We start from the raw sequence: 14,488 nt of genomic DNA, 5'->3' as shown, positions 1-14,488 counted from the left end.
GGTCACGACGGCGGGCGTGCTCCTGCTCGTCCCGGCGGGCGGCGATCTGGGCTGGCGGCTGGCCGTGGTGGGGGCGGGGACCGGCCTGTTCGCCGGTCCGAGCTTCGCGATGCTCATGGCGCGCGCGCCGTCCGCGCTCCAGGGGACGGCGGGGGCGGCGCAGAGCCTCGCGCGGCAGCTGGGCTTCTCGCTCGGCCCCGCGCTGGCCACCCTGGCCTGGGCCGGCACCGGCTACTCGGTCGCCGGGATGCGGATCGCGTTCGGTGTGGCCGCCGTCGCGGGGCTGGCCGCCGTTCCGCTGCCGTGGTGGGCGGGACGGGCACCCTCTCTCGGCAGCGACACCGGCGGCGGTGTGCGCGAGCGCGACGCGCTCCGGTCGCCGTAGCGCCCTCGGCTATGCCGTGCCCGCCATGCGCCGGCGGGTGCGGTCGGGGGCGGACGCGGGCAGGGTGGCGAGGATGTCGGCGAGCGAGGTGGCGTCGAGGCTCTGCCGCCATGCCTCGTGTGCCTCGGCCATCTTCGCGGCGAGGACGCAGGTCTCACGGCAGTCCTCGGGCCGCAAGGCGCCGCGCCCCTGCTGCCGGATCTCGCGGCACTCGTAGGGCGAGGACGCCCCGTCGACCGCCTCGACGATCTGCAGGAGCGTGATCTCCGAGGCGGGACGGGCCAGCCGGAACCCGCCGCGCGGGCCCGTGGCCGCCGCCAGGACGCCGCTCTTCACCAGCGTCTGGAGCTGCTTGGCGAGGTAGGGCGCCGGCAGGTCGTAGTACTGCGCGAGCTGGGCCGCCGAGGCGGTCGCGCCCGGGTCGAGCTGGGCCAGCGTCGCGGCGCAGTGCAGGAGCCATTCGGTGCTCACGGGCAGCTTCATGCCCCGATCCTACCTATCACAGATATTGCGGATCCTTTTAGTCCGAGATACCGTGCAGTCCTGTCCAGAGACGAGGAGGGGTCATCATGCGGATCGCCGTAGCGGGCGCGACCGGGAACATCGGGGCGCTCACCGTCGCCGCTCTCCAGAAGGCCGGGCACGACGTCGTGCGGATCAGCCGCTCGCTCGGCGTCGACCTGGTGACCGGCGACGGGCTCGACGCGGCCCTGGCCGGCGTCGGCGCGGTCGTCGACGCCACGAACGCGACGGCCGCCGACCCGGCCGAGACGGTCGCCTTCTTCACCGCTGCCACCCGGAACCTGCTCGCCGCCGAGGAGCGCGCCGGGGTCGGCCACCACGTCCTGCTGTCGATCGCCGGGGTCGACCGCGTCGAGGGCAACGCGCACTACGCGGGCAAGCGCGAGCAGGAGCGCCTGGTCGCCGCGGGGCCGGTGCCGTGGTCGATCGTCCCGGCCACCCAGTTCCACGACTTCGCCGCGATGCTCGCCGGCTGGACCGAGCGGGACGGCGTGGCCGCGATCCCGCCGCTGCTCGTCCAGCCGGTCGCGCCCGCCGACGTCGCCGACGTCCTCGCCGAGGTCGCCGCGGGCACGCCGCAGGGCCGCTGCCCCGACCTCGCCGGGCCGGAGCCGCAGGACCTGGTGGACATGGCGCGCCGCACCCACCAGGCGCGCGGCCGCACGGTGAAGCTCGTGCCGACCTGGGCGGGGCCGCTCGGCACGGACATGGCGGGCAACGTCCTGCTGCCCGGCGAGGGCGCCCGCATCGCGCCGACCACGTTCGAGGAGTGGCTCGCGACGGCGTGAGCGACGCGGGCGCGGCGCATCACCTGGATTCGACGCGTCCGAGCGGATCGTCGCCTTCCAGCAGCTCCTTGCGCGCCGCCGTCCAGCCGGAGTCGTCGATGCCGAGCGCGTGGCGGAGGTAGGCCAGGGTGAGCCGCTGGACGAGGCCGAGCCGTTCCGGGTCCTCGTCCGTCGTCTCCCTGGCCTCGTAGCCGGGGATCCCGCCGAGCGAGTGCTCCGCCCCGTACACCGTGAGCAGGCTCTTGCCGCCGGGGCTCAGGTGGTACGGGTCGGCCGTCCAGTCCGGTCCGCGGACGGTCAGCGGGAGGTCGTCCCGCTCCCCCATGACCACGAGGGCCGGCGTGGTCATGTGCGCGAAGGCCGGGTTCATGAACGGGTAGTGCTCGGCCGCGAACGGCGTGAGGTCGGCTCCGCCGCGCCCGGCGGTGGCGAGCAGGACGCCCGCCTTGACCCGGGGATCGGAGAGGTCCTCGCCCTCGCCGGTCACGGGGTCGAGGACGCGCAGGCCCAGCAGGTTGCCCGCCGTCTGGCCGCCGAAGGAGTGCCCGGCCGCGGCGACGCGCTCGCGGTCGAGGCGTCCGGCGAGGCCGGGGACGGCGGCCTCCAGCACGTCGAGGTGGTCGAGGACGCGCTTCAGGTCCTCGACCCGGAACCGCCAGATCCGCGGCGTCCGGGGGTCGTCCTCGGGCAGGGCCACCGTCCTCGAGTCGAGGTGGGTGGGCTGGACCACGACGAACCCGCGGGCGGCCCAGTAGTCGGTCAGGGGGCCGTAGCCCTCCAGCGACGACCCGAAGCCGTGCGAGAACACGATGATCGGCAGGGCGTCGCCGGTCGCGGGCGCGGAGACGCGCACGCGCAGGTCCTCCCCGCGCGGGTCCGCGCCGTGTCCCGGCGGCGGCAGCACCACCGGCTTCACCGAGACGACGGGGACGGGCCGATCGGGGGCGAGGTCGAGGGTCGGTGTCACGGTTCCGGTCATGGCTCTTCCTTTCCGACCGCTGAGGCGGCGGGTGCGACTTCGCGGCTACGCTAAAAGCTGACGCTGACGTCAGAGGCAAGTGGCGTGGCCGGGATCACACCGGGAGGCATGATGCGGATCGGCGAGCTCGCCGCGAGGACGGGCGTGAGCGTCCGCGCCCTGCGGTACTACGAGGAGCAGGACCTGCTCGCCGCGGAGCGCAGCCCCAGCGGCCAGCGGCACTACCCGGACGGCGCGGTCGAGCGCGTCGCGCTGATCCAGCAGCTGTACGGCGCCGGGCTGTCGAGCAGGTCGATCCTGGAGCTGCTGCCCTGCGTCGTGGACGGCGAGGCCACGCCGGAGCTCCTCGACCGGCTCGCCGCGGAACGCGAGCGCATCGACCGGCGGATCAGCGACCTGTCCGGCACCCGGGACAGGCTCGACACCGTCATCACCGCCGCCACCGCGAACCTGCGGACCGGCGAGCACTGCCCCGCCCGCCGACCGAACTGACCACCGCCCGTTTCGGGCGTTTCGGCGAGCGGGGGCGCGCTTCGGCGGGGCGGGTCAGAGGAGGGCGTACATGCGGATGAAGACGGCCTCGGGGTCCGAGGCGCGCGCCAGGCCGACGAAGACGGTCCGGGCGAGCCACAGGTGCGCCGGCGCGTCGGTGCGGAAGACGGGCGAGGTCCGGTAGTAGACGCCGGGCGCGGACACCTGGAGGTCGCCGTCGAACTGCTCCGGGGAGTCGCCGGCCTCGTGGTAGTAGCCGCGGTTGACGATGTCGATGACCGCACCGTCCTCGGCGCGGAGCAGGTAGCGGGCGTCGAGCTGGCAGACGTCGCCGCGGGTGCTCGACCAGTCGCCGCCCGGCAGGACGGTCCCGCGAAGCAGCGGGCCGTCGACCGTGCCGCCGGTGATGGGGGTGAACTCGGTCCTCTCCCCCGCGCCGTGGCCCACGTGCAGGGTCGGGGCGAGGTCGGCGCGGATCTCGAAGGCGAAGGTCAGAGCGGGCGCGAAGGGGGACGCGGTGTCGGGCATGGCGGCAGGCTAGCGAGGGTCCGACCGATATACAACAGCGTTGTACATCACCGTTGCATCTCGTCGGGCCCGGCCATCGCGGCGAGGCGGCGGGCGAGGCGGGCGGCCGCCTCCCGCAGCTCCGGCGGCTCCAGCACCTCCGTCTCGAAGCCCAGCCGGGCGACGCGCACGGCGATCCGGTCCAGGTCGTCGGCGCCGACGACGAGCACGCACCACCCGTCGCCGCCGTCCTCCACCCGGCCCACCTCGGGCGGCACCAGCTCCCGCACCCGGCCCGGACGGGCGCGCACCCGGATCCGGGCGAGGTGCCGGTACGGCGCCTCCGCCACCGACCGCCGCACGTAGTCCACCGGGTCCGGATGCTCCCTCGCCGCGAAGCGCCAGGTCGTCGCCGCCACCTCGCGCATCCGGTCCAGCCGGAAGGTCCGCCAGCCGTCCCGGTCGACGTCCCAGGCCATCAGGTACCAGCGGCGGCCGGTCGCGACCATCCGGACCGGCTCCACCGTGCGCTCGCGCTCGGCGCCGTCGCGGGCCGCGTACCGGAACCGCACCCGCAGCGCGTCGCGGCAGGCCCGCGCGAGCGTCACCAGCACCTCCGCGTCGACGACGGCGCCGGGACCGACGAGGGTCTCGGTGGCGCCGTGCACCGCCCGCACCTCGGCGCGCAGCCGGGGCGGCATCACCTGGTCGAGCTTCGCGAGCGCGCGCAGCGCCGCCTCCCCCGCCCCGGCGACCGTCCCGCCCGCCGCCAGCCGCAGCGAGACCGCCGTCGCGATCGCCTCCTCGTCGTCGAGCAGCAGCGGCGGCAGCCGGGTGCCCGCACCGAGCCGGTAGCCGCCGCCGACGCCCGGCACGGCGTGCACGGGGTAGCCGAGCGCGCGCAGCCGCTCCACGTCGCGGCGCACCGAGCGGTCGGTGACGCGCAGTTCCGCGGCGAGTTCGGCGGCGGTCCAGGACGGCCGGCGCTGGAGCAGCCCCAGCAGCCGCAGCACCCGCTCGGTCGTCGCCTCGACGGTCACGCGCTCATCGTTCCACGGGCCGCGGCACGCCCCTCCCCGCCGCGTCCCGCCCCGTCAGAGGCACTTGGCGGCGGTGACGATCTCGGCGCGCATGTTCAGGTCCATCATGCGGAGCGCGGCGTAGCCGAGGTCGGGGTGGATGTGGGCGACCGCGTCGCGGACCACCTTGATCTTGAAGTGCCGGACGTAGGCGTCCAGGGCGCTGTAGAGCACGCACTGCTCGGTGACCTGCCCGGCGAGGATGATCTCCTCCACGCCTTCGCGGGAGAGCAGGTACTCCAGCGCCGTCCCGTAGAAGGCGCTGTGGCGGACCTTGGCCAGGAAGGCGCAGTCGTCCGGCGGCAGGATCGGCTCGACCAGGTCGGGACGCTCGCCGTCCAGCGCCCGGCGGACGAGGTCGTGCCGGTCGGCGGTGAAGTCGCCGTGGTTGTCGTTGACGTACAGCAGGCGCACGTCGTCGCGCTCGCGGGCGCGCTCCAGCAGCCGCCGCAGGGGTTCGATCGTCCGCTCCACGCTCGCGGTGAGCAGGCCCGCGTCCTGGTGGCCGTAGGGGTTCAGCATGTCGACGACGATCAGCGCACTCGTGCTCACGGGCCTGCTCTGCCCGGTCAGGGCCGTCGCACACCTGCCCCGGGCGGCGTGGCGCAAGGACGGGGATTGCCAACGATCGGCCCCCAGGATCGGGGATTCTCACCGGCTCCGGCCCGGCGCGGCGGGCCTAGGGTTGCGGGTCGTCTCACTTGGAGCCCTTGGAAGGACGTGCGATGGACGAACCGCAGGGACCGGCGCCGCGCTGGTGCTCGTGCCGGGTGCCGGACGAGGCCGGCGGCGACCACGGGCACCGGCCCGGCATCAGCCGCCGGCAGGCGCTGGGCGGGCTGACGGCGGCGGGCGCGCTGGCCCTCGCGGGATGGCCCGGGGCGGCGGAGGCCGCGACGCCGGGCAGGCGGCCGGAGAGCGACGTGACCATCACCGTCATGGGCACGTCCGACCTCCACAGCAACGCGGTGAACTGGGACTACTACAAGGACGCCGCGTACAGCGACAGCGCGGGGAACGTCGTCGGGCTGGCGCGGGTGTCGAGCCTGGTGAAGCGGATCCGCGCTGCGCGCGGGCGGGAGCGCACGCTGCTCTTCGACGCCGGGGACACCATCCAGGGGACCCCGCTCGGCTTCTACTACGCGACCGTGGAGCCCATCACGAAGACGGGCCTGACGCACCCGATGGCGCTGCAGATGAACGCCATCGGATTCGACGCGGTGGCGCTCGGCAATCACGAGTTCAACTACGGGCTGCCGTTCCTGAACACGTGGATCGGCCAGATGGACGCGCCGGTGCTGGCGGCCAACGCCGTGCACGCGGGCACCGACCGTCCGGCGTTCCGCCCGTACATCATCAAGCGGATGCGCGTCCCGGGGCATCCGCCGATCAGGGTCGGGCTGCTGGGGCTGACGAACCCGGGCGTCGCGATCTGGGACAAGGCGAACGTGTCCGGGAGGCTCGATTTCCTGGACCTGGTCGAGACGGCCAAGAAATGGGTCCCGATCGTGCGCGCGCAGGGCGTGGACGTCATGGTCGTCAGCGCGCACGCGGGCGACAGCGGACTGTCGTCCTACACCGGCGACATTCCGGTGGAGAACGCGTCCGCGATGGTCGCCCAGCAGGTCCCGGGGATCGACGCGATCCTTTTCGGGCACGCGCACATCGACGTCCCCGAGCGGTTCGTCACCAACGAGGCGAGCGGCGAGACGGTCGTGATGAGCGAGCCGAAGTGCTGGGGCGAGCGCCTGTCGGTCTTCGACCTGACGCTGCGGCGCGAGCGGGGGCGGTGGAAGGTCGTCGGGAAGTCGGCGACGACGGTGAACACGAACACCGTGGAGGAGGACCCGGCGCTCGCCGGGCTGGTGAAGAAGCAGCACGACGCCGTGGTCGCCTACGTGAACCAGGCCGTGGCGACGTCCACCGAGGAGATGTCGGCGGCGGAGTCGTGCTGGAAGGACACCGCGATCCTCGACTACGTCAACGCGGTGCAGACCGCGAAGGTCACCGAGGCGGTGGCGGGCACCGAGTACGCGTCCCTTCCGGTGCTGTCGATCGCGGCGCCGTTCAGCCGCGCCGCGACCTTTCCCGCGGGAAAGGTCACCATCAAGGACATCGCCGGGCTCTACATCTACGACAACACCCTGCTCGGCAGCGTCCTGACCGGCGCGCAGATCAAGGACTACCTCGAATACTCGGCGCGGTACTACAAGCAGGTCGCCGCCGGGGACCCCGTCGATCCCGCGTCGTGGACGAACGCCCACAACCTCCCCGACTACAACTACGACCAGTTCTCCGGGGTCACCTACGACATCGACATCGCCCAGGCGGAAGGGTCGCGGATCCGCGATCTCGCGTTCAACGGAACGGCGGTGGCGGACGATCAGAGGTTCGTCGTCGCGGTGAACAACTACCGCCAGTCCGGCGGCGGCGGCTTCCCGCACATCTCGACGGCGCCGGTGGTCTACAACGCCCAGCTCGCGATCCGCGAGGCGATCGTGGCGTACGCGTCGGCGGCCGGCACCATCGACCCGGCGTCGTTCCACGTGGCGAACTGGAGGCTCGTCCGCGACGGCACGCCCGTCTTCTGACGGGGCCCGCCCGCCGTCCTCGGCGCGGCCCCGACCCGTCCTCCTTGACGCGGCCCCGCGCGGCTTCCGGATGCGGACCCGTGCGGGGCGTGGGATTCTGGTGCCGTGACCTCGGAAGGCGGGACGGCCGGTCCCCAGCGGGCCATGGGCAGGCCGCGCGCGACCTCGCCGGCCGTCCTGGAGCGGCTGGCGTTCGAGCTGTTCGCCCGCAAGGGGTTCGACGAGACCACCGTCGACGACATCGCGGCGGCGGCGGGGATCGCGCGGCGGACGTTCTTCCGCTACTTCTCGTCCAAGAACGACCTGGTGTGGGGCGACTTCGAGGGCCAGTTGCGGAGGCTGCGGGAGCTGCTCGACGAGGCGGACCCGCACGTCCCGATGATGGACGCGGTGCGCCGCGCCGTCGTCGAGTTCAACCGGTTCGACCCGCAGGACGTGCCGTGGCACCGGCAGCGGATGCAGCTGATCCTCGGGGTGCCGACGCTCCAGGCGGACGCGACGCTGCGGTACGCGTCCTGGCGGTCGGTGATCACGGCGTTCGTGGCCGAGCGGACCGGCGCGCCGGTGTCGGCGCTGGTGCCCCGGCTCGCCGGGAACGTCGTGCTGTCGGCCTGCGTGTCGGCGTACGAGTTCTGGCTGGCGTCCGGCGAGGAGACGGTGCTCGCGGACGTGCTGGACGAGGCGCTGCGGCAGGTGAGCGCGGGCCTGTCGGCGGTGCTGGACGGCGCCGGCTCGGTGTCGGCCTAGCGGGAGGCGCGGCCTGGCGGGAGGCGTCGGCCTGGCGAGAGGCGCGGCGAGCGGGCGTCACCCGCCGGCGCGGACGGCCCCGGCGATCACCTCGCCGATGAGGACGGCGGTCGCGGCGGGCCCGCGCAGCGGCGCGTCCGGGAGGACGGACGTGTCGGCGACGCGGAGCCCGGTCAGGCCGTGCACGCGGCCGTGGCCGTCGACGGCGGCGCCCATCGGCACGGTCCCGCAGGTGTGCTGGGACGTGCCGAGCCGGGCGAGGATCCACGCGTCGAGCAGGTCGTCGTCGTCCAGCGGGCCTTGCGGGGGGTCGACCAGGCCGCCGGAGACCTCGCCGAACGCGTCGGAGGTCACGACGGCGGCCGCGGCGCGCACGGCCTCGCGCATCCGGCGGCGGTCGGCGGCGGTCTCCAGGTAGCCGTAGGTGATCCGCGGCGGGACGTCGGGGTCGGCGGAGACGGTGCGGAGCGTCCCGCTCGCGCGGGGCGCCAGCGCCGAGACGAGCAGGGGCAGGGGCGCGCCGGGGGCGGCCGGCTCCCCGCCGACCAGGCCCATGATCGGCACGAGGGACTGGAGGATCTCCAGGTCGCCCGCCGCGGCGCCGCCGGAGGAGGGCAGGTGGAGGGCGCCGCCGAGCCAGCTCCCGGACGGCGGCGGCAGCGGGCGCCGCGGGGCCCATTCCACGGTGACCTGGGGGTGGTCGCTGAGCGCGGCGCCGACGGCGGGCAGGTCGTGGACGACGGGGACGCCGTGGCGCGCGAGGTCGTCGGCGGGGCCGACGCCGGACAGATGCAGCAGGTGGGGCGAGGAGAGCGAGCCCGCGCACAGGACCACCTCTCCTGCGTCGAGGACCGTCCGCCGCCCGCCCTGATCGAGCACCGCTCCGGTCGCCCTGCCGCGCCTGATCACGACCGACCGCACCACGCAGTCGCCGAGGACGGTGAGGTTGGGCCGCCTCGCGGCCTCGCCGAGGAGGTAGGCGATCCCGGTGTTGATCCGCCGGCCGTCCACCGTGTTCGACGGCACCGGGCCGGAGCCGGGCGCGCCCTGCGCGTTCTTGTCGGGGTCGTCCGGGTGCCCGAGGGACCGGGCGGCGGCCTGGAACGCGGCGGCGGCGGGATGGCTCAGGCCGGTGCGGCGGACGGGGACGGGGCCGTCGCCGCCGTGCAGCGCGGTGGCGCCGAAGTCGAGGTCGGTCTCCAGCGCCCGCATGAGCGGCAGCACCCGGTCGTAGGACCACAGGTCCCCGTGGACGGACCAGCGGTCGAAGTCCGCGCGCCGCGCCCGGACGAAGTAGCCGCCGTTGACGGTGGTGGACCCGCCGAGGAACCGGCCGCGCGCCGCCGCGTAGGGCAGGCCGGGCGCGAGGAGGGCCGGGAACGTCCGGACGGCGGCGTTGCCCGGTTGCGCGCCGGGAACGAGGCGAGCGTCGAGCAGGCCGCCGGGGAAGTCCGAGAGAGAGCGCGGAACCGGTCCGGCCTCGGCCAGGAGCACCTCGCATCCGGGGTCCTCGCTGAGCCGGGCCGCCAGGACGGCGCCGCTGCCGCCCGCTCCCACCACGAGCACGTCGGGGCGGCGCGGGGCGGGCGTGCTCATCCGGGATTCCGGCGGATCATGGAGCGGGACCTTCCTTTATGACACTCGATGCATTTAGTATCCGTCCAGGACCGATGGTACGAGCCGCCCCGCCCGCCGGGACGGCCGGGCCGTCGCACGCCGCACGAGGGAGGACCCATGGAGAGCAACGCTCCGCAGAACCCGCCGGCCGACCAGGCCGACGACCGCGCCCAGGACGCCGACGTCGCCGAGTCGCTGATCGAGGAGGTCTCGATCGACGGCATGTGCGGCGTCTACTAGGCCGCACGCCATGGCCCAGCCCGTGCCGGACCTCGACCTCGACCGCGCCTGGGACCTGCACCCGCAGGTCTCGGTGCGGCCCGAGCCCTTCGGCGCGCTCCTCTACCACTTCGGGACGCGCAAGCTGTCGTTCCTGAAGGACCGCCGCCTCCTGGAGGTCGTCCGGTCCCTCGGGGAGGCGCCCACCGCCCGGGAGGCGTGCGCCCGCGCCGGCGTCCCCGCGGCGGACCTGCCGAGGTTCGGCGCGGCGCTCGGCGCCCTCGCCGGCTCCTCCATGCTCGTGGAAAGGACCCCATGACCATCGCGACGAACCGGCCCGCCCCGAACCGGCCCGCGCCGCGGCCCGGGACGCGGTTGGTCGACCTGTTCGAGTACGGGCTCGACGCGCCGATCTGCCTGACCTGGGAGCTCACCTACGCCTGCAACCTGTCGTGCGCGCACTGCCTGTCCAGCTCGGGACGGCGCGACCCGCGCGAGCTGAGCACCGAGGAGTGCAAGGCCGTCATCGACGAGCTGGAGGCCATGCAGGTCTTCTACGTCAACATCGGCGGCGGCGAGCCGACCGTCCGGCCCGACTTCTGGGAGCTGCTGGACTACGCCACCGCCCACCACGTGGGCGTGAAGTTCTCCACCAACGGCGTCCGGATCACCCCGGAGGTCGCCGAGCGGCTCGCGGCCAACGACTACGTGGACGTGCAGATCTCGCTGGACGGCGCGACGCCCGAGGTCAACGACGCGGTCCGCGGCCCCGGCTCCTACGACACCGCGATCCGCGCGATGCGGAACCTGCGCGACGCCGGGATGAAGAACTTCAAGCTGTCGGTGGTGTGCACCCGCCACAACATCCCGCAGATGGACGCGTTCAAGGCGATCGCCGACGAGTACGGCGCGCAGCTGCGGCTGACGCGGCTGCGCCCGTCCGGCCGCGGCGCGGACGTGTGGGACGAGCTGCACCCGCGCCAGGAGCAGCAGCGCGAGCTGTACGACTGGCTGGTGGCGCACGGCGACAGCGTGCTGACCGGCGACTCGTTCTTCCACCTGTCCGCCTACGGCAAGGCGCTGCCCGGCCTGAACCTGTGCGGCGCCGGACGGGTCGTCTGCCTCATCGACCCGATCGGCGACGTGTACGCCTGCCCGTTCGCGATCCACGACGAGTTCCTCGCGGGCAGCATCCGGCAGCCGGGCGGGTTCGCCCGCGTGTGGCGCGAGTCGGACCTGTTCCGGAACCTGCGCGAGCCGCAGACCGGCGGGGCGTGCGCGTCCTGCGGCTTCTACGACACGTGCAAGGGCGGCTGCATGGCCGCCAAGTTCTTCACCGGCCTGCCACTGGACGGCCCCGACCCCGAATGCGTGCAGGGGCACGGCGAGAAGCTGCTCGCGCGGCGTCCCGAGGACCGGGCCGGGATCCCGAAGCCGTCCGCCGACCACTCGCACCGCACCTCGCCGCCGCGCCGGCGGCCGGTGCCGGTCACCCTCATGAGCCGCCCGCCGGAGCGCCCGCCGGTGAGCGCCTGCGAGGAGAACCCGCTGGCCGGACTCCGGCTCTCCTAGCGGTTCCCCCGGCGGTTCCTCCAACGGACCCTCTCGTGGTCCACCCCTTCAGGAGACATCGACATGTTCAAGAACCCGTGGTTCGAGACCGTGGCCGAGGCGCAGCGCCGGGCCAAGCGGCGGCTCCCGCACATGGTCTACGGGGCGCTGGTCGCGGGCTCGGAGCGCGGCCGGACGATCGACGCCAACACGAAGGCGTTCGGCGACCTCGGCTTCGCGCCCCGCGTCGTCGGCCACAAGGCGCAGCGCGACCTGTCCACCACCGTGATGGGCGTGGAGACCTCCATGCCCGTGCTCATCTCCCCCACCGGCGTGCAGGCCGTGCACCCCGACGGGGAGGTGGCGGTGGCGCGGGCCGCCGCGAACCGGGGCGTCATCATGGGGCTCAGCTCGTTCGCGAGCAAGCCCGTGGAGGAGGTCGCGGAGGCCAACCCGAACGTCTTCTTCCAGATGTACTGGAGCGGCGACCGCGACGCGATGGTCCAGCGCCTCGACCGCGCGAAGAAGGCCGGCGCGAAGGCGCTGATCGCCACGCTCGACTGGTCGTTCTCCAACGGCCGGGACTGGGGCAGCCCCATGATCCCGGAGAAGATCGACTTCAGGACGGCGGCGAAGCTCGCGCCGGGCGTGCTGCCGCATCCGGGCTGGCTGTGGAAGTTCGCCAAGGAGGGCCGGATCCCCGACCTCACCACCCCGAACCTGAAGCCGCCGAACGGCCCGGCGCCGACCTTCTTCGGCGCGTACGGCGAGTGGATGCAGACGCCGCCTCCCACCTGGGAGGACGTCGCGTGGCTGCGCGAGGAGTGGGGCGGCCCGTTCCTGCTCAAGGGCGTCACCCGCGTCGACGACGCCAAGCGCGCCGTGGACGCCGGGGTGACGGCGCTGTCGGTGTCCAACCACGGCGGCAACAACCTCGACACGACGCCCGCCACGATCCGGGTCCTGCCGTCGATCGCCGAGGCGGTCGGCGACCAGATCGAGGTGCTGCTGGACGGCGGCGTGCGGCGCGGCGGCGACGTCGCCAAGGCCCTCGCGCTCGGCGCGCGCGCCGTGCTGATCGGCCGCGCGTACCTGTGGGGGCTGGCCGCCAACGGGCAGGCCGGCGTGGAGAACGTCCTGGACATCATGCGCGGCGGCCTCGACTCCGCCGTGCTCGGGCTCGGCCACTCCTCGGTCGACGAACTCAACCCCGACGACCTCGTCATCCCGCCCGGCTTCGCGCTGACGCTGGGCGGCGGCGGCTCGGCCGGCTGACGTGCGGGCTGCCGGAGACGTGCCCGGTGCCGGGGACCTGGCCGGGGCCGCCTGGACGGACGTCCGGGCGGCTCCGCTCGTCCTGGTGCCGGTCGGGTCGACCGAGCAGCACGGGCCGCACCTTCCGCTGTCCACCGACACGGTGATCGCGGAGGCGGTCGCCGCGCGCGCGGCGGACGCCCTGCGCCCGGAGTCGGAGGGGCAGGTGCTCGTCGCCCCGGCGATCGCGTTCGGGGCGAGCGGCGAGCACGCCGGGTTCCCCGGCACGGTCTCCATCGGGCACGAGGCGCTGAACGCGGTGCTGGTGGAGACCGTGCGGTCGCTCGCGCTGTGGGCGGGACGCGTCGTCTTCGTCAACGGGCACGGCGGCAACGTCCCCACCCTCGACGCCGCCGCCGGGCGGATGCGGGCCGAGGGGCACGACACCGCCTGGGTCGGCTGCGGCGTGCCCGGCGGCGACGCGCACGCCGGGTTCACCGAGACGTCCGTGATGCTGCATCTGGCCCCCGGCCTGGTGCGTCCCTTCGGCGGCGTCACCGGGGAGACCCGCCCGCTCGCCGCGATCATGCCGGACCTGGTCGCGGGCGGCGTGCGCGCCGTCTCGCCGTCCGGCGTGCTCGGCGACCCGGCCGGGGCGTCCGCCGAACGGGGCCGCGAGATCGCGGCCGGCATGGTGGCGTCGGTCGTCCGCCGCATCGGCGGCCGGCGAACGGACGAGCGCGGCCGGCTCCTCGACCCCGCCGCCGCGCGGCCATGACACCGCCGAAGAACATGAGCGCGCCGAAGGACCGGTTCCGGCTGCCCGCGGACCTGCCCGTCGCGCTGGCCCGGGACACCTCGCTCTGGTCGGGCGGGCGCGTGGCCACCGGCGGCGCGCCCTGGAAGGTGGTCCGGCTGGCGGACGCGGCTCGCCCGCACCTGGCGGCGCTGCGCCGGGCGGGCCGCGCCGGCCTCGCCGACCCCTCGCCGCTCGGACGGGCGCTGGCGCGCAGGCTCCTCGACCTCGGCATGGCCGACCCGCTCCCGGCGCCGCGTCCCGGACCGCACGACGTGACGGTGGTCATCCCCGCCTACGAGCGGGCCGACGAGCTGGAACGATCCCTGGCCGCCGTCGGGGACGTGCCGGTGGTCGTCGTGGACGACGCGTCGCCCGACCCCGGACCGCTGCGGCGGGTCGCGGACGCGTACGGCGCGCGGCTCGTCCGGCATTCCCGCAACCGGGGCCCGGCGGCGGCGCGCAACACCGGCCTGCGCCTGGTCGAGACACGGTTCGCCGCGTTCGTGGACTCCGACTGCCGCCCGATGGCGGGCTGGCTCGACGTCCTCGTCCCGCACTTCGACGACCCCCGCGTCGCCGCCGTCGCCCCCCGCGTCGTGCCGCTGTCGGACGACACCGGGCTGCTGGCCCGCTACGAGACCGCGCGGTCGGCGCTGGACATGGGCCTGCGGCCCGCCCTGGTCCGTCCCGGCGGCCGGCTCGGGTTCGTGCCGACCGCGACGCTGCTGGTCCGGGTCGCGGCCGTCCCGGACGATCCGTTCGACGAGGACCTGCGGCTCGGCGAGGACGTCGACTTCGTCTGGCGGCTGGGCGACCAGGGGTGGAACGTCCGCTACGAGCCCGCCGCACGGGTCGCGCACACGCCTCGGCTCCGCCCGGCGGCCTGGGCGCGGCGGCGGCACGAGTACGGCACGTCCGCCGCCGATCTCGCCCGGCGCCACCCCGGCCGGCTCGCGCC

Annotated in this window: 17 protein-coding genes; 11 read left to right on the top strand and 6 right to left on the bottom strand. The window is 74.6% G+C overall.

Annotated elements, in window-relative coordinates; translation table 11 throughout:
* The coding region (locus ABZ914_RS31740; RefSeq protein WP_500197704.1) for a hypothetical protein at positions 1-385 on the top strand (385 nt) is incomplete at its 5' end.
* 9 nt (positions 386-394) lie between these two features.
* Here ABZ914_RS31740 and ABZ914_RS31735 read toward each other — a convergent pair.
* Complete coding sequence (locus ABZ914_RS31735) at positions 395-868, bottom strand: RrF2 family transcriptional regulator (RefSeq protein WP_433149997.1); 474 nt, start codon at positions 866-868, stop codon at positions 395-397.
* An 86-nt stretch (positions 869-954) separates the two neighbouring features.
* Here ABZ914_RS31735 and ABZ914_RS31730 point away from each other — a divergent pair, with 86 nt between their 5' ends.
* Positions 955-1,695: an SDR family oxidoreductase gene (locus ABZ914_RS31730; RefSeq protein WP_190865199.1), complete on the top strand. Its 741-nt coding sequence runs from the start codon at positions 955-957 to the stop codon at positions 1,693-1,695.
* 19 nt (positions 1,696-1,714) lie between these two features.
* Here the strand turns inward: ABZ914_RS31730 and ABZ914_RS31725 are convergent, their stop codons facing one another.
* A complete protein-coding gene (locus ABZ914_RS31725) occupies positions 1,715-2,674 on the bottom strand; it encodes an alpha/beta hydrolase family protein (protein WP_500197701.1) in 960 nt (319 codons plus the stop codon).
* 111 nt (positions 2,675-2,785) lie between these two features.
* Between ABZ914_RS31725 and ABZ914_RS31720 the strand changes: the two genes are divergently transcribed.
* A complete protein-coding gene (locus ABZ914_RS31720; protein WP_500197706.1) occupies positions 2,786-3,166 on the top strand; it encodes a MerR family transcriptional regulator in 381 nt (126 codons plus the stop codon).
* Between the two features lie 54 nt (positions 3,167-3,220).
* Here the strand turns inward: ABZ914_RS31720 and ABZ914_RS31715 are convergent, their stop codons facing one another.
* The 3 genes from ABZ914_RS31715 to ABZ914_RS31705 are packed head-to-tail and all read right to left on the bottom strand — an operon-like array spanning position 3,221 to position 5,304.
* The gene (locus ABZ914_RS31715; RefSeq protein WP_500197699.1) at positions 3,221-3,694 is read right to left on the bottom strand and encodes a DUF3237 domain-containing protein; all 474 of its coding nucleotides are present in this window, start codon (positions 3,692-3,694) and stop codon (positions 3,221-3,223) included.
* A 47-nt stretch (positions 3,695-3,741) separates the two neighbouring features.
* The gene (locus tag ABZ914_RS31710; RefSeq protein ID WP_500197698.1) at positions 3,742-4,713 is read right to left on the bottom strand and encodes a helix-turn-helix transcriptional regulator; all 972 of its coding nucleotides are present in this window, start codon (positions 4,711-4,713) and stop codon (positions 3,742-3,744) included.
* Between the two features lie 54 nt (positions 4,714-4,767).
* Entirely contained in the window at positions 4,768-5,304 is a 537-nt protein-coding gene (locus tag ABZ914_RS31705; RefSeq protein ID WP_500197697.1) for a cysteine hydrolase family protein, read from the bottom strand.
* Positions 5,305-5,477: 173 nt separating this feature from the next.
* Between ABZ914_RS31705 and ABZ914_RS31700 the strand changes: the two genes are divergently transcribed.
* Positions 5,478-7,343, top strand: a complete 1,866-nt coding sequence (locus tag ABZ914_RS31700) for a bifunctional metallophosphatase/5'-nucleotidase (RefSeq protein ID WP_500197696.1) — start codon at positions 5,478-5,480, stop codon at positions 7,341-7,343.
* 105 nt (positions 7,344-7,448) lie between these two features.
* Entirely contained in the window at positions 7,449-8,090 is a 642-nt protein-coding gene (gene mftR, locus ABZ914_RS31695) for a mycofactocin system transcriptional regulator MftR (RefSeq protein ID WP_347257015.1), read from the top strand.
* Between the two features lie 57 nt (positions 8,091-8,147).
* On the opposite strand, the gene mftG is transcribed toward mftR, so the two are convergent.
* Positions 8,148-9,686, bottom strand: coding sequence for a mycofactocin dehydrogenase MftG (mftG, locus tag ABZ914_RS31690; RefSeq protein WP_500197695.1), 1,539 nt, complete (start codon positions 9,684-9,686; stop codon positions 8,148-8,150).
* Between the two features lie 138 nt (positions 9,687-9,824).
* Between mftG and mftA the strand changes: the two genes are divergently transcribed.
* The 6 genes from mftA to mftF form a co-directional block, all read left to right on the top strand.
* Positions 9,825-9,947, top strand: a complete 123-nt coding sequence (mftA, locus tag ABZ914_RS31685) for a mycofactocin precursor MftA (RefSeq protein WP_190865215.1) — start codon at positions 9,825-9,827, stop codon at positions 9,945-9,947.
* A 10-nt stretch (positions 9,948-9,957) separates the two neighbouring features.
* On the top strand, positions 9,958-10,245 hold the full coding sequence (mftB, locus tag ABZ914_RS31680; protein WP_190865217.1) for a mycofactocin biosynthesis chaperone MftB: 288 nt from the start codon (positions 9,958-9,960) through the stop codon (positions 10,243-10,245).
* Positions 10,242-11,498, top strand: a complete 1,257-nt coding sequence (gene mftC, locus ABZ914_RS31675; protein ID WP_500197694.1) for a mycofactocin radical SAM maturase — start codon at positions 10,242-10,244, stop codon at positions 11,496-11,498. Before mftB ends, mftC begins: the two co-directional genes overlap by 4 nt.
* 63 nt (positions 11,499-11,561) lie before the next feature.
* A complete protein-coding gene (gene mftD / locus ABZ914_RS31670; protein WP_500197693.1) occupies positions 11,562-12,752 on the top strand; it encodes a pre-mycofactocin synthase MftD in 1,191 nt (396 codons plus the stop codon).
* Between the two features lies 1 nt (position 12,753).
* On the top strand, positions 12,754-13,509 hold the full coding sequence (gene mftE / locus ABZ914_RS31665; RefSeq protein WP_500197691.1) for a mycofactocin biosynthesis peptidyl-dipeptidase MftE: 756 nt from the start codon (positions 12,754-12,756) through the stop codon (positions 13,507-13,509).
* A 14-nt stretch (positions 13,510-13,523) separates the two neighbouring features.
* On the top strand, positions 13,524-14,488 hold a 965-nt coding region (gene mftF, locus ABZ914_RS31660), incomplete at its 3' end, for a mycofactocin biosynthesis glycosyltransferase MftF (protein WP_500197689.1).

This window comes from Spirillospora sp. NPDC046719, assembly GCF_040645715.1.
Lineage (GTDB): Bacteria > Actinomycetota > Actinomycetes > Streptosporangiales > Streptosporangiaceae > Spirillospora.
The sequence above is the reverse complement of the archived record's forward strand: the minus strand, read 5'-3'. Positions and strand labels throughout refer to the sequence as shown.